Source organism: Aliiroseovarius marinus (assembly GCF_050881025.1).
Classification (GTDB): domain Bacteria; phylum Pseudomonadota; class Alphaproteobacteria; order Rhodobacterales; family Rhodobacteraceae; genus Aliiroseovarius; species Aliiroseovarius marinus_A.
This window is the reverse complement of the sequence record NZ_JBNNXQ010000001.1, coordinates 37,906-60,919: the sequence shown is the minus strand read 5'-3', so window position 1 is coordinate 60,919 and position 23,014 is coordinate 37,906. Positions and strand designations below refer to the sequence as shown.

19 protein-coding genes and 1 tRNA gene are annotated in these 23,014 nt (G+C 60.9%); 18 read left to right on the top strand and 2 right to left on the bottom strand.

The features are described 5' to 3' along the window. From ACRY08_RS00215 to ACRY08_RS00200, 4 genes are read left to right on the top strand one after another with little or no spacing between them, the layout of a single operon-like run. A complete protein-coding gene (locus tag ACRY08_RS00215; protein WP_432447798.1) occupies positions 1 to 633 on the top strand; it encodes a DUF1326 domain-containing protein in 633 nt (210 codons plus the stop codon). A gap of 34 nt (positions 634 to 667) precedes the next feature. Continuing rightward, on the top strand, positions 668 to 1,768 hold the full coding sequence (locus ACRY08_RS00210; protein WP_432447797.1) for a dimethylsulfoniopropionate demethylase: 1,101 nt from the start codon (positions 668 to 670) through the stop codon (positions 1,766 to 1,768). 10 nt (positions 1,769 to 1,778) lie between these two features. Further along, on the top strand, positions 1,779 to 2,771 hold the full coding sequence (gene acuI / locus ACRY08_RS00205) for an acryloyl-CoA reductase (RefSeq protein ID WP_432447796.1): 993 nt from the start codon (positions 1,779 to 1,781) through the stop codon (positions 2,769 to 2,771). Beyond that, the gene (locus tag ACRY08_RS00200) at positions 2,764 to 3,093 is read left to right on the top strand and encodes a contact-dependent growth inhibition system immunity protein (RefSeq protein WP_432447795.1); all 330 of its coding nucleotides are present in this window, start codon (positions 2,764 to 2,766) and stop codon (positions 3,091 to 3,093) included. Before acuI ends, ACRY08_RS00200 begins: the two co-directional genes overlap by 8 nt. Before the next feature lie 49 nt (positions 3,094 to 3,142). Here the strand turns inward: ACRY08_RS00200 and ACRY08_RS00195 are convergent, their stop codons facing one another. Continuing rightward, on the bottom strand, positions 3,143 to 4,969 hold the full coding sequence (locus ACRY08_RS00195; protein WP_432447794.1) for a BCCT family transporter: 1,827 nt from the start codon (positions 4,967 to 4,969) through the stop codon (positions 3,143 to 3,145). 350 nt (positions 4,970 to 5,319) lie between these two features. Between ACRY08_RS00195 and ACRY08_RS00190 the strand changes: the two genes are divergently transcribed. From ACRY08_RS00190 to ACRY08_RS00125, 14 genes are all read left to right on the top strand, one after another. Further along, a complete protein-coding gene (locus ACRY08_RS00190; RefSeq protein ID WP_432447793.1) occupies positions 5,320 to 6,546 on the top strand; it encodes an aminotransferase class V-fold PLP-dependent enzyme in 1,227 nt (408 codons plus the stop codon). 281 nt (positions 6,547 to 6,827) lie between these two features. Further along, positions 6,828 to 8,060: a class I SAM-dependent methyltransferase gene (locus tag ACRY08_RS00185; RefSeq protein ID WP_432447792.1), complete on the top strand. Its 1,233-nt coding sequence runs from the start codon at positions 6,828 to 6,830 to the stop codon at positions 8,058 to 8,060. A gap of 74 nt (positions 8,061 to 8,134) precedes the next feature. Beyond that, positions 8,135 to 8,575, top strand: a complete 441-nt coding sequence (locus ACRY08_RS00180) for a TrgA family protein (RefSeq protein ID WP_432447791.1) — start codon at positions 8,135 to 8,137, stop codon at positions 8,573 to 8,575. 6 nt (positions 8,576 to 8,581) lie between these two features. Further along, complete coding sequence (locus ACRY08_RS00175; protein WP_432447790.1) at positions 8,582 to 9,709, top strand: gamma-glutamylcyclotransferase; 1,128 nt, start codon at positions 8,582 to 8,584, stop codon at positions 9,707 to 9,709. Positions 9,710 to 9,802: 93 nt separating this feature from the next. After that, positions 9,803 to 10,831 carry a cysteine synthase A gene (locus ACRY08_RS00170; protein ID WP_432447789.1) on the top strand — a complete coding sequence of 343 codons (1,029 nt, stop codon included), beginning with the start codon at positions 9,803 to 9,805 and terminating at the stop codon, positions 10,829 to 10,831. After that, the gene (locus ACRY08_RS00165) at positions 10,831 to 13,317 is read left to right on the top strand and encodes a DUF3772 domain-containing protein (RefSeq protein WP_432447788.1); all 2,487 of its coding nucleotides are present in this window, start codon (positions 10,831 to 10,833) and stop codon (positions 13,315 to 13,317) included. The genes ACRY08_RS00170 and ACRY08_RS00165 overlap by 1 nt, the downstream gene beginning before the upstream one ends. After that, on the top strand, positions 13,310 to 14,026 hold the full coding sequence (locus tag ACRY08_RS00160; RefSeq protein WP_432447787.1) for an alanyl-tRNA editing protein: 717 nt from the start codon (positions 13,310 to 13,312) through the stop codon (positions 14,024 to 14,026). Before ACRY08_RS00165 ends, ACRY08_RS00160 begins: the two co-directional genes overlap by 8 nt. A 230-nt stretch (positions 14,027 to 14,256) precedes the next feature. Then, positions 14,257 to 14,346 (top strand) — tRNA-Ser (locus ACRY08_RS00155). 363 nt (positions 14,347 to 14,709) lie between these two features. Next, a complete protein-coding gene (locus ACRY08_RS00150; RefSeq protein ID WP_432448822.1) occupies positions 14,710 to 15,396 on the top strand; it encodes a D-lyxose/D-mannose family sugar isomerase in 687 nt (228 codons plus the stop codon). 1 nt (position 15,397) lies between these two features. Next, positions 15,398 to 16,672, top strand: a complete 1,275-nt coding sequence (locus ACRY08_RS00145) for a glycerate kinase type-2 family protein (protein WP_432448821.1) — start codon at positions 15,398 to 15,400, stop codon at positions 16,670 to 16,672. 143 nt (positions 16,673 to 16,815) lie between these two features. Beyond that, positions 16,816 to 18,537, top strand: coding sequence for a PHA/PHB synthase family protein (locus ACRY08_RS00140; protein ID WP_432447786.1), 1,722 nt, complete (start codon positions 16,816 to 16,818; stop codon positions 18,535 to 18,537). Next, positions 18,534 to 19,355: an alpha/beta fold hydrolase gene (locus ACRY08_RS00135; RefSeq protein WP_432447785.1), complete on the top strand. Its 822-nt coding sequence runs from the start codon at positions 18,534 to 18,536 to the stop codon at positions 19,353 to 19,355. Before ACRY08_RS00140 ends, ACRY08_RS00135 begins: the two co-directional genes overlap by 4 nt. Positions 19,356 to 19,530: 175 nt before the next feature. Beyond that, positions 19,531 to 21,162 carry a thiamine pyrophosphate-binding protein gene (locus tag ACRY08_RS00130; RefSeq protein ID WP_432447784.1) on the top strand — a complete coding sequence of 544 codons (1,632 nt, stop codon included), beginning with the start codon at positions 19,531 to 19,533 and terminating at the stop codon, positions 21,160 to 21,162. 95 nt (positions 21,163 to 21,257) lie between these two features. After that, a complete protein-coding gene (locus ACRY08_RS00125) occupies positions 21,258 to 21,644 on the top strand; it encodes a carboxymuconolactone decarboxylase family protein (protein WP_432447783.1) in 387 nt (128 codons plus the stop codon). Between the two features lie 41 nt (positions 21,645 to 21,685). On the opposite strand, the gene ACRY08_RS00120 is transcribed toward ACRY08_RS00125, so the two are convergent. Continuing rightward, positions 21,686 to 22,864 (bottom strand): M24 family metallopeptidase, encoded by a 1,179-nt coding sequence (locus ACRY08_RS00120; RefSeq protein WP_432447782.1) that lies wholly within the window; start codon positions 22,862 to 22,864, stop codon positions 21,686 to 21,688. Positions 22,865 to 23,014: the final 150 nt, after the last annotated feature.

Here is a 23,014-nt window from a genome sequence, read left to right as displayed (position 1 = left end):
ATGGACGGATCGCAAATTGGCACGGTCGAATGGACCATCAAAGGGGAGCTGATCCTCAACTGTAACTGCACGGTCTTCTGCCCCTGCGTGGTCAGCCTTGGGGATCATCCCCCGACCGAGGGCTACTGCATGGGCTGGGCGGGCATCCGCATTGACAGCGGACAGTATGGCGACGTGGACCTGGCGGGCTTGAACGTAGGGCTTTTGCTGGAAATTCCCGGTCGCATGGCGCGCGGCAACTGGAAAGCGGCGGCTTACATTGATGACCGCGCCTCGGACGAGGCGTTCGAAGCGCTCTGCCACATCTTTACCGGGCAGGCCAAGGGCACCACGGGCCTGTTCAAGATGCTGGTCAGCGAGTTCCTTGGCGCTGAACGTGCGCCGGTGTCGTTTGAGACCGAAGGCAACACCCGCCGCCTGATCGTGGGCAAAGCCATTCGCGGTTCGGTCACCCCGGTGCCGGGTAAAGGCGGGGCCGAGCAGGTGATCACCAACACCAACTACTGGATGGGTCCGGACATCACTGTTGCCAAGGCCGATGAGGCCCGCGTGCGCGCCTTTGGCCGCGTTTGGGATTTCGACGGCAAATCCGCGGAAATCTGCCAGATCGACTGGAAAGGCCCCGGTCGCTGACGCGGCCGGAGGACCCTTTGGGAGCGCGACCCTGATGGCCTTGATTTCGCCCTCACGCCGCTTGCGGCGCACGCCCTTTAGCCCCGGTGTCGAAGCCGCTGGGGTGAAAGGCTACACGGTTTACAACCACATGCTGCTGCCGACCGTTTTTCGGTCGGTGGAAGAAGATTACCGCCACCTGAAGGAGGCCGTGCAGGTCTGGGACGTCGCTTGTGAGCGTCAGGTCGAAGTGCGTGGCCCCGATGCCGCCCGCCTGATCCAGATGCTCACCCCGCGCGACCTGTCCAAAATGCAGGACGGGCAGTGTTTCTATGTGCCCATGGTCGACGAGACCGGCGGGATGCTGAACGACCCGGTGGCGGTGAAACTGGACGAGGACCGCTTCTGGATCTCGATTGCCGACAGTGACTTGATCATGTGGGTGAAGGGGCTGGCTTACGGCTTCCGGCTGGATGTGCTGGTGGATGAACCCGATGTCTCGCCCCTGGCAATTCAGGGGCCGAAATCGGATGATCTGGCGGCGGCCGTCTTTGGCGACGCGGTGCGTGATATCCGGTTCTTTCGCTACAAGCGGTTGGAGTTTCAGGGGCGTAGCCTTGTGGTTGCCCGGTCGGGCTATTCCAAGCAAGGCGGGTTCGAGATCTATGTCGAGGGATCCGACATTGGGATGCCCCTGTGGAATGCGCTGATGGAAGCGGGCAAAAGCATGGACGTCCATGCGGGTTGTCCAAATGGGATCGAGCGTGTCGAAGGTGGGCTTCTGTCCTATGGCAACGACATGACCCGCGAGAATACCCCGCACGAGGCGGGCCTTGGGCGGTTCTGTTCGACCGAAAGCGCCATTGGCTGCGTAGGGCGCGATGCGCTTTTGCGTGTGGCGAAGGAAGGCCCTGTGCAACAGGTCCGCGCGATCGAGATCATGGGCGGTGTGCCGCCCTGTGATCGGGCATGGCCGCTTATGGATGGGGACCGGCAGGTGGGGCAGGTGACCTCGGCCGCCAATTCCCCCGATTTCAACACCGGTGTCGCCATAGGCATGGTGCGCATGACCCATTGGGACACGGGCACCGAGCTGGATGTGATGACACCTGACGGGCCGCGTGCGGCGACCGTCTATGACACTTTCTGGATATAAGGACATGACGATGTTTAAAGCACTGGTAATGGAACAAGGGGACGACGGGCTGGCCTCGGCGTCGATCAAAGAGATTGGCGAAGACGCGCTGCCCGAGGGCAATGTGACCGTCGCCGTGGAGTATTCCACCGTGAACTACAAAGACGGGCTGTGCCTGTCGGCTAAGGGCGGCGGGCTAGTGCGCAACTATCCCCATGTGCCGGGCATCGACTATGCGGGCACGGTCGAGGCGTCAGATGACGATCGCTACAAGCCCGGCGACAAGGTTGTGCTGACCGGCTGGCGCGTGGGTGAGGTCACATGGGGCGGTTACGCCCAAAAGGCGCGCATTGACGCGGACAAGCTGGTTCCGCTGCCCGAGGGTTTGACCACCCGTCAGGCGATGGCCGTGGGCACGGCGGGCTTTACATCAATGCTGGCGGTGATGGCGCTGGAGGATCACGGGTTGAAACCGGGGCAGGGACCTGTGCTGGTTACGGGTGCTGCGGGTGGTGTTGGCTCGGTTGCAACCGCCATTCTGGCGGGCCTCGGCTATGAGGTTGCCGGGGTCACAGGCCGCCCGGATCAGGCGGACTACATCAAGTCCCTGGGCGCCACCACCATCGTGGCCCGTGAGGACCTGAACGAAACCACCAAACGCCCGCTTGAAGCCGAGACTTGGGCGGGCTGCGTGGATGCTGTGGGCGGCGACATGCTGGCGCGCGTGCTGGGCCAGATGAAATACGGCGCGTCGGTCTCGGCTGTCGGTCTGGCTGGCGGCGCTGGGCTGCCGGCAACGGTTATTCCGTTCCTTCTGCGTGGTGTGAACCTTCTGGGCATCGACTCGGTCATGCAGCCCTATGACAACCGCGTGCGGGCGTGGCAGCGCATTGCCAAAGACCTGCCGATGGACAAGCTGGAGGCCATGATCACCCCTGCGACACTTGAAGACCTTCCCGGTTTGGGAGCGGACATCCTAAAAGGGGGTGTCAAAGGTCGTGTCGTGGTGGATGTGAATGCCTGAAGAAGCAGAGGGGCGCGGACCCGCGTCCCTCGCCGATAAAACGTTGGAAGAGATTGACGGGCAGCGCTGGCCAACGCCGTGCTGCGCGTCGTATTTGGTGGCGACGACCACCGCGCTGCGCCAAAAACCCCTTGGACAATTTACCACCGAAGACCTGCGCATCATGATTGCGCAGGATATCGGCGCAGGTGTGTTGAAGCCCTTTGCACTGGCTGTTTTGCGCGACGATCCGATGGCCGAAGGGGACTACTACCCCGGTGATCTGTTGGAAGCCGCGCGCAGGCGATGGCCGGATGATCCCGAACTTGACGCCCTGACATAAAAACGGCGCCGGAAGATCCGGCGCCGCTTTTGGTTCTTCTTGGCGGTTGCTACTCAGCCGCTTGGGCTTGAGCGTCCTCGTGCTTGTCACGCAGACCGTCGCGGTAAAGCGCTTTGGTCAGCGAGACCATCATCAGCCCCATAACCATGGTGAAGGGCAGCGCGCCGATGATCATCGCGTTCTTCAACGCATCCATCGGGTTGTTTTCCCCCGCCGCCAGAAGCAGCGTGCCGATCACAGCGGTCAGAACCACACCCCAGACGATGCGGTGCTTGATGCCGGTTTCCTGCTCGCCGCCTGACATGATCGTGTTCATCACAAGGATGCCACTGTCAGCCGAGGTCACAAGGAAGGTCAGGATCAGCACCACACACATGATGGTGATGGCCGACAGGAACGGACCAGAGATCATCTCGCCCAGGGTGACGAAAAGCTTCGAGGTGTTCGACGCGCCGATGATCGCACCTTCAGCCGCGCCGCTCAGTTCCAGATCAATGGCGGTGCCGCCAAGGATGGTCATCCAGGCAAAGCAGACCAGAGCCGGGGCGAAGACACAGCCGATGATGAACTCACGTACCGAACGACCTTTCGAAATGCGGGCCAGGAACAGGCCAACGAAAGGCGAGAACGCGATCCACCAAGCCCAGTAGAAGGTGGTCCAGCCAGCTTGCCAGCCAAACTGACGGGCGGGTTCACCAGCTGCATAGACTTCACGCAGAACATCCTCGGGCAGGGCGGCTGCATCGCCTTCCAGACCCGACACGAAGCCGCCATAGCTGCCCCATGCGTTTGTCGCGCCGCTTTTCAGGCTTTCGGCCAGCGGAGCTGCTGCCTCGGGCAGGTTCGCCGCGAAGTCGCCAGCAGGCTGCGGGCCATAGGCACCGAAGGACAGCTGCACGATGTGCAGGATGTAGTCGATCAGAGCTGAGCCATAGGTCGACATGGCAAACAGGAACGAGCCAAAGACGATGAACGTCAGAAGCAGGATCAGCGACAGAACCAGGTTCAGGTTCGACAGGTATTTCACGCCGCGACCAACACCCGACACAGCCGAGATGATCGACAGACCCATGATGCAGACCAGACCTGTGATCAGGCCAACCTTGCCCGGGGCAGGTGCTTCACCTGACATGTCCATCATCCACTCCATGCCGGTGATGGCATAAAGACCGTCGATGAACTGGCTGACGCCGAAACCGATCGTGACCGAGACACCCAGAATGGTGGCGACAACGCCCAGCACGTCCACGATATGGCCAAAGAAGCCGTTCACGTATTTGCCGAAAAGCGGTGTCAGAGCCGAGCGGATCGTCAACGGCATGTCGCGCGTGTAAGCGTAATAGGCCAGCGACAGGCCGGTCATCACATAGATCGCCCAGGCGTGGAAGCCGTAGTGCAGGAATGTATAGCGATAGCCCGACTGCAGGCTTTCGGGCGTGTTGGGGGCGACATCTCCGGTCAGGATGACCGGGTTCGATCCCCACAGGCCCAGCGGCTCGGCTGTGGCGAAGACCATCAGGCCAACACCCAGACCCGCGCCAAACATCATCGAGAACCACGAGAAGTTCGAAAACTCGGGCTTTTCACCCGGCAGCCCCATCTTGCGTTTGCCGGTGGATGGCAGGATGGCCACGACGGCCAGGAAGAAAAGGAACATGCCTACAATGATAATGTAAAAACTGTTGAACCCTTCCAGAAGGCGCCAGTTCAGGCTGCCGAGGGTTGAGTTCGCGTTTGCTGGGAAGACCAATGCCCAGATCACCAGCGCGACCATGATCCCTTTCGAGATCAGCGCAATGGGAAGGCTGTTGCCTTCATAGAACCCTGACGGAGCCTTCGGAATGTGAAGCTCCGTAAATGGTGGTTTGATACTCATATTCCCTGTCCTTGGTTGTTGAACCGTCCTTGTTGGTTTTGCCCAAAAAGGTTCATGCAAGCGTGAAGGACCAAGATTGTGGGACGTTCGTCAAAACGGACAGGATTATGCCCAGTTGCGACAATTTGTCGTTTTTTGACCAGGTTTGCGACGCGAATTTCGGTGTACGATTGCATGCCGTTTCGGGCGGGCTTGACGCTCAAATCAGGGCGGTCTAGCCAGATATTGTCCTTGTTCAAACAGGGGCTGTTCGAGGGTCGCAAAGGGCCTCGGACTGGCTGGAAGACCTGCCGGATCCGGGGTGGCTCTGATCTGACAGGCATCCCCCTAACATGACTAAAGGAGCCAACATGGCCGAACTGGACATCAACTGGGTGCGTGCGCAGTTTCCCGCATTTTCCGAGCCAAACCTGCAAGGGCAGGCGTTTTTTGAAAACGCAGGCGGGTCCTATACCTGCAAGCCCGTGATTGACCGGCTGACCCGCTACTACACGCAGCGCAAGGTGCAGCCCTATGCGCCCTATGACGCCTCGCGCCTGGCCGGCGAAGAAATGGATGAAGCCCGCATGCGACTGGCCGCGATGATGGGGGTCGAGACGGACGAGCTGTCTTTCGGGCCATCGACCACGCAGAACACCTATGTGCTGGCGCAGGCGTTTCGGCAGTATCTGTCACCCGGCGATGCGATTGTCGTGACCAATCAGGACCACGAGGCCAATACCGGGCCATGGCGCCGCCTTGCCGACGAAGGGGTCGAGCTTCGCGAATGGCAGATTGACCCCGACACCGGCCATCTGGACCCGGCCGATCTGGATCGGCTTCTGTCGGATGGGCAGGTCAAGCTCGTGTGTTTCCCCCATTGCTCGAACGTGGTGGGCGAGATCAATGATGTGAAAGCCATCTGCGCCAAGGCGCGGTCGGTCGGGGCGTTTACCTGTGTCGATGGCGTCAGCTACGCGCCGCATGGCTTGGTGAATGTGGACGCGTTGGGGGCGGATATCTATCTGTTCTCGGCCTACAAGACCTATGGGCCGCATCAGGGCATCATGGTGATCCGGCGCGCGCTGGGCGAGGCCTTGCCCAATCAGGGGCATTATTTCAACGCAGGCAGCCTTTATAAACGCTTCACGCCCGCCGGGCCGGATCATGCGCAGGTCGCGGCCTCAGCCGGGATCGCGGATTATTTCGAGGCGCTGGCGGCGCATCACGGGATAACGGGTCAATCGGCCGCGCTTGCCAAAGGGGCGCATGACCTGATGCGCGCACATGAGGTCGCGCTGCTTCAGCCGTTGCTGGACTACGCCGCTCAGAAGAACTCCGTGCGGCTTTTGGGACCGGTTCAGGCCGAAAACCGCGCGCCCACCGTGGCCCTTGCCGCCGCGCAGCCCGGTGAAGCGCTGGCACAAGGTTTGGCTGCAAAAGGCATCATGGCCGGCGGCGGTGATTTCTATGCCGTGCGCGCGTTGCAAGCGCAGGGCGTGAACCCGGATCACGGCGTGCTGCGTGTCAGCTTCACTCATTACACCAGTGCAGATGAGGTCGAGAGGTTGATCGAGGCGCTGGATCAAATCTTGTAATTGTGATGTAAAACAATGCACTATTGACCGGGCTTGATCCTTTGGGTCGGGCCCGGTCGTGGCGCAATCGCCACCGGTGTGGCATCCGTTGCAGATCACAGGCTTCCCAGAAACCGTCCAAGCCCATGCGCCATCCTCCGCGCAATCGCGCCGGGAGGATTTGGCATGACCCTTTCGCAGGCGCAGCGTGTGATCCTGCGCCTGCAAAGCCGCTGTCTTGTCAGCGCCGCCCCGAAAAGCTTAGCCTTTAAGCCATCAGGAATGCGGTTTCAGGGGGGAACATGATCCTGACATCGACCCATGGGCAACGCGATTTGCCCCGCTATTTTGCCCGTGTCTTTCACATTGCAGGCCGGATTGGACGCGGTCGGCTTGATTTCGTGATGCCGGATGGACGCCGGTTTCGCGTGGCGGGCGCGCCGGGCTATGTGGCCGAGTTGCGGGTGCATGACGATGATGTCTTTGCGCGTCTGGTGCGCGAGGGCGATCTGGGCTTTTGCGACGCCTATATTCAGGGCGACTGGTCAACGCCGGACCTGCAGGCGCTGCTGGATCTTTTGCAAGACGACAATGACATGCTTTACGATGGGTTTCCGGGCCAGATCCTGCTGCGCGCCTATGAACGGATGCGCCATCTGATGAATGCCAACTCAAAGCGGGGGGCGAAGAAGAACATCAGCCATCACTACGATCTTGGCAACGCGTTCTACCGGGTTTGGCTGGATGACACGATGACCTATTCCTCGGCCCTGTTTCGCGACGGGCAGGAAAGCCTTGAGCGGGCGCAGGCGCGCAAATATGCCTCGATGGTTTCGGAAATGGGGGTGGGTCCGGGGGATCACGTGTTGGAAATCGGCTGTGGCTGGGGTGGCTTTGCCGAACATGCGGCGCGTCAGGGCATCCGTGTCACCGGGTTGACCATCAGCCGCGAACAGCATGATTTCGCAGTAGAGCGCATCGCGCGCGCCGGGCTGTCCGACCTCGTTCAGATCAAGCTTCAGGACTACCGCGACGAGGTTGGCCGCTATGATGGGATCGCCTCGATCGAGATGTTCGAAGCGGTTGGAGAGAAATACTGGCCCACCTACTTCAACACGCTCAAACGTTGCCTGAAACCGGGTGCAAAGGCCACGCTTCAGATCATCACCATCACCGAAAGCCGCTTTGATGCCTATAGAAAAGGCGTTGATTTTATTCAGAAATACATCTTTCCGGGGGGCATGTTGCCGTCGAAAACCGCGCTGAGATCAGAAGTCGCCCGCGCAGGTCTTGCGGTGCGCCACCAGATCAGCTTTGGCGACAGCTATTCGCTGACGCTTCGGCGTTGGTTTGACATGTTCAACGGCGGCTGGGACCGGATTGCGCCGATGGGGTTTGATGACCGCTTTCGGCGCATGTGGAACTTTTACCTGACCTCATGTGCGGCCGCTTTCCGGTCGGGCAATTGTGACGTTGTGCAAATGACCGTGGGCCTGCCGAAAGCGACCGGAACTGGAAAGGTTAACGCGCCATAATCTGGCCACAGCTTACCTCTATGCTTGCCGAAATGGCCCCGAAACAGGGGCGCTTGTTCGATACAGGAGCTGACATGCCAACCGCCGCGAAGCTTATCGCCGCCATCTTCCTTGCCGTGACAGGGTATTTCACCGGCGAGCTTGTAAAACCGTTGATCGAAGAGGGACGCGACGCATCCAAATTGTCGCCCACGATTGCAGCCCTTGGGTTGGCGATCGGCTGGAAATTTCTGGGCCCGCGCATGGATAAGGGGCTGGGCAGCGTCGGTGCAAATGGCTTCACCGCCGCGGTTTTGCTTGGCGGTTTGTCTTTCTTTGCCGTGGCCTTTGGCGAGATGATCAAACGCAGCTTGCGGATGCGCTATGACGGGCCGATTGAGGCCTTGCAGGACATCTTCATGATCATGTCAAAATATGCCGTGACATATGTGAATGCAGAGATCATCATCGCCGTGCTTCTGGGCTGTCTCGTGACCACGTGGTGTGCCCGAGGGGCGGCGTTGAAATGGGGCTAAGCCTATATGAATCTGTTCTTTTACGGCACTTTGTGTCACCTGCCCCTATTGGAGCTGGTGCTGGAGGGCGAGACCTATAAGGCGCGTGCGGCCTCTTTGGGCGGGCACCGGGTCAATTGGGTGGAAGACCAGCCTTTTCCGATGATTTCCAAGGCCAGCCCGGATGAGACTGCGCGTGGTTTGCTGGTCGAGGGGCTCAGCGAGACAGCCGTGGCGCGCCTGAATTTCTACGAGGGCGGCTTTGACTACACGTTGCGCGATATCACGGTCCAGCCTGACGGCGGCGCCCCGGTCGCAGCGCAGGTCTATTTCCCTGATCCCGGTCTTTGGACAGCCGGCGCGCCGTGGTCGCTGTCAGATTGGGCAGAGGCGCAGGCCGAGATGACGCTGGAAGCGGCGGCCGAGGTGATGGCGGCATTTGGCCATGTTTCACCACAAGAGATTGCCGCACGCTTCCCGATGATCCGCACCCGTGCCGCCAGCCGCGTGCGCGCGCGCCGCGATCTGTCCCCGGCAAACTTGCGCGTGGATTTTGGTTCCGACGACATCAAGATCACCTCGGAAACCCAACCCTACACACGCTTTTTTGCGATGAAAGAGCAAGATCTTTCCTTCCGGCGCTATGATGGCAGCATGAGCGAGACGGTGAACCGCGCGGCCTTCATGGGGGGCGATGCGGTGATCCTTTTGCCCTATGACCCCGTGCGTGACCGCGTGATGCTGATCGAACAATTCCGCATGGGGCCGCATATGCGCCATGATCCGCGCCCCTGGCTTTTGGAACCGATCGCGGGGCGCATCGACGGGATGGAAGCGCCCGAAACCTGCGCCGCCCGCGAAGCTTGCGAAGAGGCCGGGCTGAGTTTTGATCGTCTGATCGCGCTGCCCGGTCACTATCCCAGCCCCGGCGCCAGCAGCGAATATTTCTATACCTATATTGCGCTTTGTGATCTGCCTGATGGGGCGGGCGGCATTGGCGGGTTGGAGAGCGAGGCCGAGGACATCCGCAGCCACGTTATCTCCTTTGATCACATGATGGAATTGGCTGTGAGCGGAGAGTTGAATTGCGGCCCGCTTCTGCTTTGTGCCTACTGGCTCATGGCCCATCGCGCGGATCTGCGCGCGGCTTCGTGACCGGCCCGCCGCAAGCCGCCCCTTGAACCCCTTCTGGCCAACACATACAGATGAAGGAAGACACGCATCCACACCGCGCGAAAGGGGCAGGACATGACCATCAGAAAAGATCTCGAGGCGACCATCGGCAATACGCCATTGATCCGGCTCAAGGCGGCGTCAGAGGCCACGGGATGCGAGATACTGGGCAAGGCTGAGTTCATGAACCCCGGCCAGTCGGTGAAAGACCGCGCGGCCCTCTTTATCATCCGCGATGCCATCGCCCGCGGTGATCTGAAGCCCGGTGGCACCATTGTCGAAGGCACGGCCGGAAATACCGGGATCGGTCTGGCTCTGGTCGGTGCGTCGATGGGCTTTAAGACGGTGATCGTGATCCCGGAGACCCAGTCCGAAGAAAAGAAAGATATGCTGCGTCTGGCCGGTGCCGAACTGGTGCAGGTGCCCGCCGCGCCCTACTCAAATCCGAACAATTATGTGCGCTATTCGGGCCGTTTGGCAGAGAAACTTGCACAAACCGAACCTAATGGCGCGATCTGGGCCAATCAGTTCGACAATGTGGCCAACCGTCAGGCGCATATCGAAACCACCGGGCCAGAGATCTGGGAACAGACCGGCGGCAAGGTGGATGGCTTTGTCTGCGCCGTGGGCTCGGGCGGCACTTTGGCGGGCGTTGGCGCCGCGCTTCAGCCCAAAGGTGTGAAGGTGGCGCTGTCGGACCCGGAAGGTTCGGGCATGTACAAGCTCTATACCGGGCAGGACAACCCCGGCAACTCGATCACCGAAGGCATCGGGCAGGGGCGGATTACGGCCAATCTGGATGGGTTCACCCCCGATATGCAGTTCCGCATCCCGGATGCCGAAAGCCTGCCGGTGGTGTTTGACCTTCTGACCCAAGAAGGGCTGTGCCTTGGCGGGTCATCGGGCGTGAACGTGGCGGGCGCGATCCGCATGGCGCAAGAGATGGGCCCGGGTCATACGATTGTGACCATGCTGTGCGACTATGGCACGCGCTATCAGTCGAAACTGTTCAACCCATCGTTTTTGAAAGAGAAAAACCTGCCGGTGCCGGGTTGGCTGGATCGCGGTCCTGCCTTCCTGCCTGAGGTGTTTGAGGAAATCTGATGTTCACAACCCTGCGCTCCGTATCAGCGGTTTTGGCTGGTTTGATCCTGCTTTTCTGGCCGCTTGCCATCGCGGCGCAAGAGGCGGCCGCGCCGGCCCAAGTCGAAACGCCACCGGCCTATGTGCTGACCAAATCCGGGGCACCGGACTACACGGCCTGGACCAAACTGGCAGACCGGGTGGAGCAGGCGATCGAGGTGGGGCGGGCGTCAGACAAGGTTCTGAGCGATTTGCGCGGGGAACTGACCGATTGGCGCACGCTGTTCTCAGAGTATCAGGCTGAAAACTCTATTCGTATCAATACGTTGAAGACGCAGCTCTCTACCTTGGGACCAGAGCCGGAAACCCCCGGATCAGAGCCTGCCGTGTTGACCCAGCGCCGTGCCGAACTGACCCGTGATCTGAATGCGGCGCAATTGCCGGTGCAGGAAGCGGATGAGGCGTTCAGCCGTGCCGATGTGTTGATCCGCGAGATCGACACGCTGTTGCGCAGCCGCCAGACGGATGCCCTGTTCAAGCTGGGCCCAACGCCGTTGAACCCGATCTTGTGGGGTTCAGCAGTTCTGGACCTGAAGACCACATTGGATCTGGCGGGAAGCGAGGTGACGCAGGCTTGGGGCAGTGACGCGCAGCGCAAGGATTTGCAGGCAGATCTGCCGCTGACCCTGATTTTGCTGGCGGTGGCACTGGTGCTGTTGACCCGGTCGCGCAGCTGGATCATCCGCTTGGGCAACTATGTGCGCGAGCGCCGGACCGGTCCATCGCGCGGGGTTGTTGGGTTCCTGATGTCTCTGGGGCAGGTGATCGCGCCGGTGGTCGGGATATTTGCGATGATCCTGGCACTTGATCTGACCGGTGTTCTGGGGCTGCGCGGGCAGGTGCTGGCCTCAAGCCTTGGCGCGTTGGGGCTGATCTTCTTCGTGGCGCTTTGGATTGGCACGCGTCTGTTCTCGGCAGAGGCGGGCGCGGCCCAAATCCTGCCCGCAGCCAAGCCCGCGATCCGCGCCGAAGCCCGCTTGAACGCCGCACTTTTGGGGCTTTTGGCCGGGTTGAACTCGGTTCTGAACGCCATTGCGGAACATGAAAAATACAGCTCGGATACCGTGGCGGTTCTGAGCTTTCCGATCTTTCTGGCGACCGGGTTCTTGCTGGTGCGTCTGGGGCGCATCCTGCGGCGGAACTCTGGCCCGGTCACCGCGGGTTCACCGGGGGCATTTCGCGCCCGAATGGCCGCTCTGATTGGGCGCGCTTGCGAAATTGTCGGGTTTGCCGGGCCGGTCATGGCGGCGATCGGCTATCACAGCCTCGCCTCCGCCAGCCTGTTCCCCACGGTGCTGACATTGGGCCTGATCGCGGTGATCGAACTGCTATACGGGTTTATCACAAATCTTTACGGCACGCTTCTGCGCAAGGATGAAGAAAGCACCCAGCAGGCATTGTTGCCCGTGCTGGCCGGGCTGGTTCTGGTGTTGGCATCCGTGCCGCTCTTTGCGCTGATCTGGGGTGCACGCGCCACGGATATCTCCGAGGTTTGGGCGACCTTCCTGCAAGGCTTCCAGATGGGCGAGGCGCGCATCACCCCGCGCAGCTTCATGGTGTTTGCCATCATCTTCGGCATTGGCTACGCCGCCACGCGCGGCTTGCAGCTGGCGCTGCGGGCCACGATCCTGCCCAAGACCCGGATGGACAAAGGCGGACAGAATGCCATCGCGGTGGGCACGGGCTATCTGGGGATTTTCCTGGCCGCCGTGGCCGCGATCACCGCCGCGGGGATTGATCTCAGTTCGATTGCGATCATCGCGGGGGCGCTGTCTGTTGGGATCGGCTTTGGCCTGCAAACCATCGTGTCCAACTTTGTGTCCGGCATCATCCTGTTGATCGAACGGCCCATTTCCGAAGGGGACTGGATCGAGGTGGGTGGTCAGATGGGTTATGTGCGTGACATTTCGGTGCGCGCCACAAGGATCGAGACCTTTGACCGCACGGATGTGATCCTGCCCAACAGTGACCTTGTGTCCGGGGTCGTGACAAACTTCACCCGCGGCAATTCCATTGGTCGGGTGATCATTCCGGTCGGCGTGGCCTATGGTACGGACACGCGCAAGATTGAAACCATCCTGCGCGAGATTGCCGAAGGTCACCCGCTGGTTACCGTGAACCCGCCGCCCTCGGTCGTGTTTCAAGGCTTTGGGGCGGACAGTCTGGATTTCGAAATTCGCGCGATCCTGTCGGATGTGAATTTCATGCTGACAGTGAAAAGCGAGATCAACCACGAGATTGCTCGTCGCTTTGTTGACGAAGGCATCGAGATCCCGTTTGCCCAGCGTGATATCTGGCTGCGCAATCCAGAAGCTCTGGCTCAGACTGCGCCAAATGTTGCGAATGCGCCGGCGCAAGATGCGGAGGGCTCCGGCTCGGCGCTGACACGCGATGCGCTGACCGTTGAAGACGTGCAAAACGATCCCGATGGAGAAGGCGATGAGTGAGCACCTGTATCGCGATGACGCATATCTGACCGAGGCGGCCGGACGGGTGGTCGCCCACACGGATCAGGGCGGCGTGGTTCTGGATCAAAGCCTTTTCTACCCTACCGGAGGCGGGCAGCCCGGGGATAAGGGCCGCCTTGTCTGGTCGGGCGGCAGCATGGAAGTTGCAACTTCGGTGAAGGGGCCGGGGCAGGAGGTTGTCTTGGTTCCTGCCGAGGGCGCGCGTTTACCAGATGTCGGAGTCGAGCTTGTGCAGCATCTGGACTGGGACTTGCGGCTGCGCCACATGCGCATGCATACGGCCCTGCATCTTCTGTCCGTGGTGATCCCGCTGCCTGTCACGGGCGGTCAGATCGGGGCCGAAAAATCGCGTCTGGATTTCGCGATGGAGGCGCCGCTTGAAGACAAGCAGGCCGTGGAAGATGCGCTGAATGCCCTGATTGCGCGTGATTTGACGATCAGCGAGCAATGGATCACCGATGCCGAGCTGGAGGCCAATCCCGGTCTGGTCAAAACCATGTCGGTGCAGCCGCCCAAAGGGGCAGGGCAGGTCCGGCTGGTGCGCATCGGGACCGAGGGTGAACAGATCGACCTGCAACCCTGCGGTGGCACCCATGTGGCGCGCACGGGCGAGATTGGCCGCGTGCGGATTGGCAAGGTCGAAAAGAAGGGCAAGATGAACCGGCGCGTCGCCCTGCATCTGGTCTGAACGCGGGCGCTCCCGCGCGCGCTTGATCCTGACGGATCGCGCCCGCTTGGGGGTGGCGGACCTGCGGTCCGCAAACCCGGCAAACCGCTGCCAGCAGCATTCAAATATCACGCTCGGCCAGCGGTCGCTGGGGCGGCGATTTGTGCCAGATGCTGGTGCATGGGAAAAACGTCAGATTGCCTGCAATGACCGCTTGAACCCGCGTCCTGTTTTGCTGTAGCAACGGCGGCGGAGCGGTGGCCGAGTGGTCGAAGGCGCACGCCTGGAAAGTGTGTAGGCGGGAAACCGTCTCGAGGGTTCGAATCCCTTCCGCTCCGCCACCTTACCTTGTGACAAATTCCGCTCGTGAATATGCGCCCAAGCGCCAAGAGCCGCGCCAAATTCACGGTTTCGGACGTTCCGATGTTCATCACATCCAAGCCGATGATGGGTCGACCGCGTCACGGCTGACACGACGCGTGCAATGTTCGGTGCTTGTCATACGGTAAGCGCAGGCGTGCGCGCCGTTCGTTCTCTTTGGCTCAACTCATATCCGACCAAATCCCGGGCCGACTGTCTTGCTTCGTTCGAAAAAAGCGGGTTTGGTGCGAGCATCCTTCCGCCTCGCCTGATTGCGGCGGGGGATGGATCAGCGTGACACAGGTCAGGGTGATCCGATGGAACACCCAGATGAAAGCGACCGCATGAAACGCTCCCGCATCAATCAGATCATGGCTGAAGCCGACGAGATGATCCGCCGCTATGGCTTTGTCCTGCCCCCGTTCGCCTATTGGACCCCCGAGACGTTCACAGCCAATAAAGACAAGGCCGCGGCCCTGATCGCAGCGCGTTGCGGTTGGGACATCACCGACTACGGGGCAGGGCGGTTCGACCAGATGGGGCTGTTTTTGTTCACCTTGCGCAATGGGCGATTGGCGGATCTGGAACGTGGCGGTGGCATGTGCTACGCCGAAAAGCTTCTGATTTCGCGTCAGGATCAGCTCAGTCCGATGCATACCCATGTGATCAAGGCCGAAGACATCATCAATCGCGGCGGCGCCACTCTGGTGATCGAGCTCTACGGGTCCGACGAGGCGGGCAATTTTGCCGAGGATCGCGGCGGCAGCGTGCTTTGCGACGGTATCCGGCGCGCGTTTGCGCCCGGTGAAAAACTGAAGCTGGCACCGGGGGAAAGCGTGACGCTGATGCCCGGTGACTGGCATGCTTTCTGGGGCGAGGGCGGAGACGTTCTGATCGGTGAGGTGTCGACGGTGAATGACGATGAAACCGACAATATTTTCCGCGAGAAAATTGGGCGGTTTGCCGAGATTGACGAAGACGAAGCGCCATCCCATCTGCTGGTCAGTGACTACGCAAGCTGGCTGTCCTGACATGCAAGATCCGCGCGCATTCCTGACTGGGCTTTTTGATATTGCCGTGGCCGAAGCGGACCCGATGAAGGTTCTGGCCGCCCATTTGCCGGATCGCCCAACGGGGCGTTTCGTGGTGATCGGGGCGGGGAAGGCCAGCGCCCGCATGGCCGAGGCGGTTGAAGCGCATTATGGCCCTTGCGAGGGGTTGGTCATCACCCGCTACGGCTATGCGCGCCCCTGTAAAGGTATTGAAATCGTTGAGGCTTCTCACCCGGTGCCGGATGCCGCCGGGGTGGCCGCGACCGGGCGAATGCTGGATTTGGTGGCGGGGCTTGGGGCCGAGGACACGGTGTTGGCGCTGATTTCAGGCGGCGGGTCGGCGCTGCTATCTGCGCCGGTCGATGGGATGACGTTGGACGAGAAAATGGCGGTGAATGCCGCGCTTTTGGCGTCGGGGGCGCCGATCTCGGACATGAATATTTTGCGCAAGCATCTGTCGCGGGTGAAGGGGGGCAAACTGGCGGTGGCCGTGCATCCGGCGCGCCTTTTGTCGTTGATGATTTCCGATGTGCCGGGGGATGATCCGGCGCTGATCGCCTCTGGTCCCACCGTGGGCGATGATAGCACGCCGCAAGACGCGCTCTCGATCGCGGATAAATGGCGCATTGCTTTGCCGCTATCCGCGCGCGCGCAGCTTTCTGAAGCCACGGATCATGTGCGGCCAGACGATCCGCGTCTTGCGCAGGCGGTCACCCGGATTGTGGCCGCGCCGTCCCAGTCCCTTGCGGCAGCGGCACAGAAGGCGCAATTGGCCGGGGTCGATGTGCAAATTCTGGGCGACGCGCTGGAGGGCGAGGCGCGTGACCTTGGCGCGGGGCAGGCGCGGTTGGCACTGGACTTGCAAGCGCGCATGGCGTCGGATGCAGCCCCGATCCTGCTTTTGTCGGGGGGCGAATGCACGGTCACACGGCGTGGCGATGGCATCGGTGGGCCAAATGCCGAGTTCGCCTTGGCTGCGGCTTGTGCGCTGGATGGGGCGCCGGGCATTCATCTGCTGGCGTGCGACACAGATGGGGTTGATGGTGCGGCCGAGGTGGCCGGGGCCTATGTGTCACCCGACCTATTGGCGGCGGCGGACCAGGCAGGCATATGCGTGCAAACCGCGCTTGAGCGCAATGATGCTCATAGTTTCTTTCGATCAATGGGCCATCAGATCGTGACCGGGCCCACCCTGACCAACGTCAATGATTTTCGCGCGTTTCTTGTTTTCCCTGCGCAAAACCCCTCTCAATAACCGCTTGAAATCGCGCCGCATCCGCCGCTCGCAAACTTTGTGCAATAATTGTCGCGCAAGAACATGGGATGAAACAGAATCCCGGCGCAGATTTCCAACGGTGGCCGGCCTGTTTTGGCTTGGACAGAGCGAAGGGGACAGAGATGCACAACGATCAGATCAACGAGATCCAGAAGATGTTTCAGGACGCGATGGAATCCCACCCGGTGTTTTCCGGCTTTGACGCCGCCAAGCTGCACGACATTTCGCAGGACTTCTTCAAAAGCTTCGAGGCGATCTCTGCCGATGGGGATCACCCGATGGCGCGCTGGACCAATACCTGGCTGAAATATCAAAGCGATATGGCCTCGGTCTGGCTGGGCGCGATGGTGAAGGGCTCGACCGAGGCCGAACCCAGCAAGGATCACCGTTTCAAGGCGGACAGCTGGAATGAAGGGCTGTTTCCCCTGATGCGTCAGTCCTATGAGCTGACCGCCAAGGCAATGACCGATCTGGCGGACAATGCAGGTCTTCCCGATCACGAACAGAACAAGCTGAGCTTTTATGCTCGCATCGCGGCCGACAATATCGCGCCCACAAACTTTGCCATGACCAATCCCGAGGTGATGAAACTGGCGCAGGACACGGGCGGGCAAAGCCTTGTCGAAGGGTTTCAGAACCTTCTGGCGGACCTTGAAAAGGGCTATATCAGCACCACGGATGAAGACGCGTTCGAGGTGGGCGGCAACCTTGGCACCACGCCCGGCGCGGTGGTGTTCCGCAACGAGCTGATCGAGGTGATCCAATACGCGCCGATGACGGCCAAACAACGCGGCAACCCGATCCTGATCGTGCCGCCCTGCGTGAACAAATTCTATATTTTTGACCTCAATGAAAAGAAGTCGATGGTGCGCTACCTGCTGGAGCAGGGGCAGGCCGTTTACATGATCTCGTGGCGCAACCCTGAGCCGCATCAGGCGCAGAATGGTTGGGATGAATATATCCGCGATGGCATTTATGAAGCGCTCAAAGTCACCTCGGCAATCTCGAAATCCAATGATGTGGACATGCTGGGCTGGTGTAACGGCGGCACCATGTTGCTGGCGGCGCTGGCGGTGCTGCCTGACGATCTGAAAGCGCTGGTGGGATCGGCCACCTTCCTGTCGTCTCTGATCAGTTTCGAGGACCCGGGTCAGGTGAAAGTGTTCATGGATGACGGTCAGAACGCCGCCTATGACATGCGCCTTCAGGCCGAGAAAGTGGTGCCGGGACGTGACATCGCCAATGCAATGGCAATGCTGCACGTCAATGAAAGCATTTGGAATTTCGTGATCTCAAACTACCTGATGGGCAAGCAGCCTGCGCCCTTTGACGTGCTTTATTGGAACGCGGATACCTCGGACCTGCCTGCCAAGTGGTACAAGTATTACATTGAAGAGATGTATATGGCCGACAAGCTGAAAGAGCCCGGCGCTTTGACCTTGCTTGGCCGTCCGGTGGACACGCGCAATATTGACATGCCGTGCTATTTCCTGGCCGCGGATGGCGATCATATCGTGCCGTGGAAAGGGTCCTATTCGGCGCTGCCCTTGGTGTCCGGTCCCGCTGAGTTTGTGGTGACCACCGGGGGACATGTCTCGGGCACGGTGATCAATCATCCGGTGCGCAACCGCAAACGGTTCTGGACGGATGGGGAGCGCACGGGTGATGCAGATGGCTGGCTTGGGTCAGCATCCGAGACCGAGGGCAGCTGGTGGCCGCATTGGCTGGATTGGCTCGAGGCCAGCAATCCGGGCGGGGAGCGTGCAAAACCGCGCAGCCTGGGCAATAAGACCTTCAAGCCGATGGAAGCGGCGCCGGGAACCTATGTTGTGGAAGGTAAATGAGTATGTTGGATACGGGTGTGATGAGTGAGGTCGAGATGGACGCGATCGAGGTTCAGGGCCGCAAGCTGCGCTATCTGATCAAGCGCGCAGAAGGCGAGGCTCTGCCTTTGTTGATCTGCAACGGCTTGGGCCAGTCGCTGGAAATCCTGTTGCCTCTGATCGAGGAGTTTTGTGACCGTACGATCCTTGCCTTCGACATGCCGGGCGTTGGCAAGTCCGAATGGAACGAGGGCATGGAAGCCATTCCCGACTACGCGGATCTTGCGCTGGAGTTTATGGATAAGGTCGGCGTGGAAAACTTTGATCTTCTTGGTATTTCATGGGGTGGGGCGCTGGCCCAGCAGATCACCCGAAACGCGCCTGACCGGGTGAATAAACTGGTGCTGGCCATTGCCTCTGCCGGGGGGATCGGCAGCTGGTGGGGCACGCCGCTTGCCCTGACCGAGATCATGTTCCCCATGCGCTTCACCAACAAGGCTTATGGCAATTTCATCGGCCCGTGGATGTATGGCGGCGAGGTGGTGCTGAAGCCTGAACAGTTCAAGGAATACTCGGCCCATGCCCTGCGCCCCAGCGCGCAAGGCTATTTCACCCAAGTGCGCGCCATGTGCAACTGGACCAGCCTGCCGTGGTTGTCAGAGCTTACGCAACCCACGCTGATCCTTGCGGGCCAGTTCGATGCGCTGATCCCCTTGGCCAATCAGGTGCTGTTGGCGCATAAAATCAAGAATGCCCGGCTGAAGACCTTTCCGGATGGGCATCTTTTGATGTTCACCCGGCGTCGCGAAGTGGCGAAGCTGATTCAGAGCTTCCTGTAGGCGGCGAACGCGCGCAGTACTCTGGTTTGTGCGTGAAGCGGGCGTGATTTAGGTCAGTGGTGCGGATTTTGCGCAAAGAACGCACCCGCAGGACGCGATTTGCGTAAAATCCGTACGGCTCCTTTGTTATAACATGTGAAGCAATTCGCATCGTTTCTTACTGGAGACCGCCACCATGAGCGCAAAAACCGCCGAAACTCATGTCTATCAGAACATCGCCCAAGCCGTCGTGGACAATGGCGCAGATACGATGTTCGGGTTGATGGGGGATGCCAATCTTTTCATGGTGGACAGTTTCGTGCGCGAAGGGCAGGGCCGGTTTGTTCCCGTCGCGCATGAGGGCAGCGCGGTTCTGATGGCGTTGGCCTACGCCCATGTGGCCGGGCGGGTTGGCGTGGCAACCGTGACTCACGGGCCTGCGCTGACCAACTGTATGACCGCCCTGACCGAAGGCGTGCGTTCGCAGCTGCCTTTGGTGCTGCTGGCGGGGGACACGCCGGTGTCCAACCCGCGCCATCTGCAGGGGATTGACCAGCGCGAGGTGGTGAAAGCTGCAGGCGCGGGGTTTGAACAGCTGCGCAGCCCAGACACGGTTGGCAAAGACGTGGCGCGTGCCTTCTACCGTGCGCAGGTGGAACGTCGCCCGGTGGTTCTGAACATGCCCGCCGATTTCATGTGGGAACAGGCCCCCCACAGCGCGCAGGTGCTGGATGTGTTTACCACCCCCGGTGGCGTGGCCGAAGGGGACGCGCTGGACAATGCGATCGGCATGATCGCCTCGGCCCGGCGCCCGATGATCCTAGCCGGCGGTGGCGCGATTGGTGCGCGTGACGAGCTGATCCGGCTGGCCGACCGGCTTGAGGCGCCTTTGACCACCACGCTCAAGGCCAAGAACCTGTTTACCGGCCACCCCTATGACATCGACATTTTCGGTACCCTGTCGACCCCGGCAGCTTATGAACTGATCGACCAGACCGATTGTATCATTTGCTTTGGCACCGGCCTGAATGATTTCACCACCGACAAGGGCAAGCTGATGGCGGGCAAGCGCATCGTGCAGGTGGATGTCACCCCCACCGCCATCGGCGGCGGGCTGCACCCGGATGCCGCTTTGGTCGCGGATGCCGGTCTGACGGCCGAGACCATCCTTTACTGGCTGGACGCGGCCGAAGTGCCCCCCAGCGGCTTCACCCGTGATCTGGACACCAAGGCGCTGACCGCCCACCCGATGCCGCCCGATCGCACCGCCGAGGGCTGCATCAACTATGTGCGCGCGCTGGAGCGGCTGGAAGAGGCGCTGCCCAAAGACCGCGTGCTGGTCACCGATGGCGGGCGTTTCATGACCGAGGTCTGGTGTCGCCTCTCGGCCCCCGATCCGCAAAGCTTTGTTGTGACAGCGAATTTCGGGGCCATCGGGCAGGGGCTGCAAGAGGCCGTGGGCGCAGGTGTGGCCGCACCCGACCGCCCGGTTGTGCTGTTCACCGGGGATGGCGGCTTCATGATGGGCGGGATCAACGAGTTTAACACGGCGGTGCGTCTGGGGCTGGACCTGATTGTGATCGTGGCCAATGACAGCGCCTATGGGGCTGAACACATCCAGTTTCTGGATCGCAAGATGGACCCCAGCCTGACCGAGTTCCACTGGCCGTCTTTTGCCGAGGTTGCGACCTCGCTGGGCGGGCAGGGGGTCGAGGTGCGCAATGACGCCGAGCTCGAGGCCGCTCTGTCCGGGCTTGAGGCCCGCAAAGGCCCGGTGTTGATCGAGCTGCGTCTTGATCCCCACGACGTGCCGCGCATGCGCCTGTAGGGGGGCGCATTCCCTGTTTGGCCCGGCCTGAAAATCGGGCTATGCACAGTGACAGGCCGGAAAAATCCGGCAGATCACCACCGGGGAGTTTCGCGATGAGTTTTGATGAAGACCTGTTCCTGAAGGGGCTTGACCAACGCAAGGCCACGCTGGGCGCGGAGTATGTCGAAAAGAACCTGGCCGCTGCCGATGAATTTACCCGCCCTTTTCAAGAGGCGATGACCGCCTGGTGCTGGGGGTTTGGCTGGGGGGACGAGGTGATCGACGCCAAGACGCGGTCGATGATGAACCTGTCGATGATCGGTGCCTTGGGCAAGATGCATGAATGGGAATTGCACTGCCGCGGCGCGCTGAACAATGGGGTCAGCCCCGAGGAAATTCGCGCCATCATCCATGTGATCGGCATCTATTGTGGCGTGCCGCAGGCGTTGGAATGTTTCCGCGCGGCGCGCAAAGTGCTGGAGGCAGAGGGCGCTTTATAGCGCGCCTCTTCTTTGCAATTCCGGCACAGATTACGCGCGGATCAAGCGCAGATCACGGGCAGCTCCGGCGCGGCGCGCGTGGTCAGAAGCGCCGCACCGCCGTCACGGATCACGATGTTTTCCTCATGCACCATCATCAGCCCGTCGCCGTAAGACAGCGATGGCTCCAGCGTCAGCACCATGTTTTCTTTGAGCTCGGTGGTGTCAAAAGCGGCATGTGAGGGTTGTTCGGTCAGTTGCATGCCAAGCCCGTGGCCCAGACGGCCAATGTCTCCACCAGAGCTGTCCATCTCGGCGATCACGCCTGACATGGCGTTAAAAAGGTCGCGGCAGGTGTTGCCGGGCTTGGCGGCGGCGATCCCCGCTTCGGTCGCACGCCACAAGACGTCATAGGCGCGCCGCGCGCTGTCATCCGCGCGCCCAATCGCCCAGTTGCGGTCGAAATCGCAGAAATACCCGTCCCATGTGCAGCCCGTGTCCAGCATCAGGACATCGCCCGCCTGAAGCGGGCGGCGCGACGGGGGCGAGATCACATCCGCATAGCCGCCCTGATCGGCCCCGCCCACCAGATAGGGCGCATCATCCGCCCCCAGCCCGATGGCGGACAGGCGAAAGGCGCGAAACACCTCTTCCAGCGGTTGGCCCATTTGCACCAAATCGGGAACCGTGCCAAAGGCCGCCGAGCCGATGGCGCAGATATGGGAATGCTTCTCGATCTCGGCGGGGCTTTTGACCATGCGCAGCCCTTGCACAAGCCCGGTGGCGTCTGAGATTTCAAGACCGGGCAGGGCGGTGATCAGACGCTCCCAATCGCCCAACGGCATGCGCAGCATGGTCTCATGGCCTTTCATCACACCAATGCGCGCGCCTTTGTGGGCCAGCGGGGCCAGCAGCTCGGTCAAAAGGCTGATCCCGTCATCCTCGGGCGCGGGGGCGGCCCAGGTACGGACGTCCTCGACCCATGTCTGGCGCATCAGGGCCGCGCCGATTTCAGGGATCACCGCGATGGGTTTGCCGGTGGCGGGCAGAAAGACGAACCACGGCCTTGTGGGGCTTTGCCAAAACAATGTCTGGAAACCGGTGAAATAGCGCAGCTCGGGTTCGGTCATTAACAGCAGCCCCGACAGGTTCTGCGCGGCCATTTCGGCCTGCGCCTTTTCGGTGCGGGATTGGAATTCCGCCGTGTCAAATCCGCGTGCGGGGGACGTGTTTGTGGTCATATCCCGTCTCCTGTCAGGGGGCAGTTTCTATGTGTGGCAGGGCGCCGGGGGGGCGTCGTAACGCGAGCGGACCTTCCGCGCCCGGCGCCACGATGGCATGAATATCCCTGCTTGCCAACTGATTGCGCGCGGATCAAGATTGCCTGAATT

Excerpts from the sequence above, each read along its gene's own strand:
- ACRY08_RS00215 (WP_432447798.1), top strand. The coding sequence starts at position 1 with ATGGACGGATCGCAAATTGGCACGGTCGAATGGACCATCAAAGGGGAG.
- ACRY08_RS00210 (WP_432447797.1), top strand. The coding sequence starts at position 668 with ATGGCCTTGATTTCGCCCTCACGCCGCTTGCGGCGCACGCCCTTTAGC.
- acuI (WP_432447796.1), top strand. The coding sequence starts at position 1,779 with ATGTTTAAAGCACTGGTAATGGAACAAGGGGACGACGGGCTGGCCTCG.
- ACRY08_RS00200 (WP_432447795.1), top strand. The coding sequence starts at position 2,764 with ATGCCTGAAGAAGCAGAGGGGCGCGGACCCGCGTCCCTCGCCGATAAA.
- ACRY08_RS00195 (WP_432447794.1), bottom strand. The coding sequence starts at position 4,969 with ATGAGTATCAAACCACCATTTACGGAGCTTCACATTCCGAAGGCTCCG.
- ACRY08_RS00190 (WP_432447793.1), top strand. The coding sequence starts at position 5,320 with ATGGCCGAACTGGACATCAACTGGGTGCGTGCGCAGTTTCCCGCATTT.
- ACRY08_RS00185 (WP_432447792.1), top strand. The coding sequence starts at position 6,828 with ATGATCCTGACATCGACCCATGGGCAACGCGATTTGCCCCGCTATTTT.
- ACRY08_RS00180 (WP_432447791.1), top strand. The coding sequence starts at position 8,135 with ATGCCAACCGCCGCGAAGCTTATCGCCGCCATCTTCCTTGCCGTGACA.
- ACRY08_RS00175 (WP_432447790.1), top strand. The coding sequence starts at position 8,582 with ATGAATCTGTTCTTTTACGGCACTTTGTGTCACCTGCCCCTATTGGAG.
- ACRY08_RS00170 (WP_432447789.1), top strand. The coding sequence starts at position 9,803 with ATGACCATCAGAAAAGATCTCGAGGCGACCATCGGCAATACGCCATTG.
- ACRY08_RS00165 (WP_432447788.1), top strand. The coding sequence starts at position 10,831 with ATGTTCACAACCCTGCGCTCCGTATCAGCGGTTTTGGCTGGTTTGATC.
- ACRY08_RS00160 (WP_432447787.1), top strand. The coding sequence starts at position 13,310 with ATGAGTGAGCACCTGTATCGCGATGACGCATATCTGACCGAGGCGGCC.
- ACRY08_RS00150 (WP_432448822.1), top strand. The coding sequence starts at position 14,710 with ATGAAACGCTCCCGCATCAATCAGATCATGGCTGAAGCCGACGAGATG.
- ACRY08_RS00145 (WP_432448821.1), top strand. The coding sequence starts at position 15,398 with ATGCAAGATCCGCGCGCATTCCTGACTGGGCTTTTTGATATTGCCGTG.
- ACRY08_RS00140 (WP_432447786.1), top strand. The coding sequence starts at position 16,816 with ATGCACAACGATCAGATCAACGAGATCCAGAAGATGTTTCAGGACGCG.
- ACRY08_RS00135 (WP_432447785.1), top strand. The coding sequence starts at position 18,534 with ATGAGTATGTTGGATACGGGTGTGATGAGTGAGGTCGAGATGGACGCG.
- ACRY08_RS00130 (WP_432447784.1), top strand. The coding sequence starts at position 19,531 with ATGAGCGCAAAAACCGCCGAAACTCATGTCTATCAGAACATCGCCCAA.
- ACRY08_RS00125 (WP_432447783.1), top strand. The coding sequence starts at position 21,258 with ATGAGTTTTGATGAAGACCTGTTCCTGAAGGGGCTTGACCAACGCAAG.
- ACRY08_RS00120 (WP_432447782.1), bottom strand. The coding sequence starts at position 22,864 with ATGACCACAAACACGTCCCCCGCACGCGGATTTGACACGGCGGAATTC.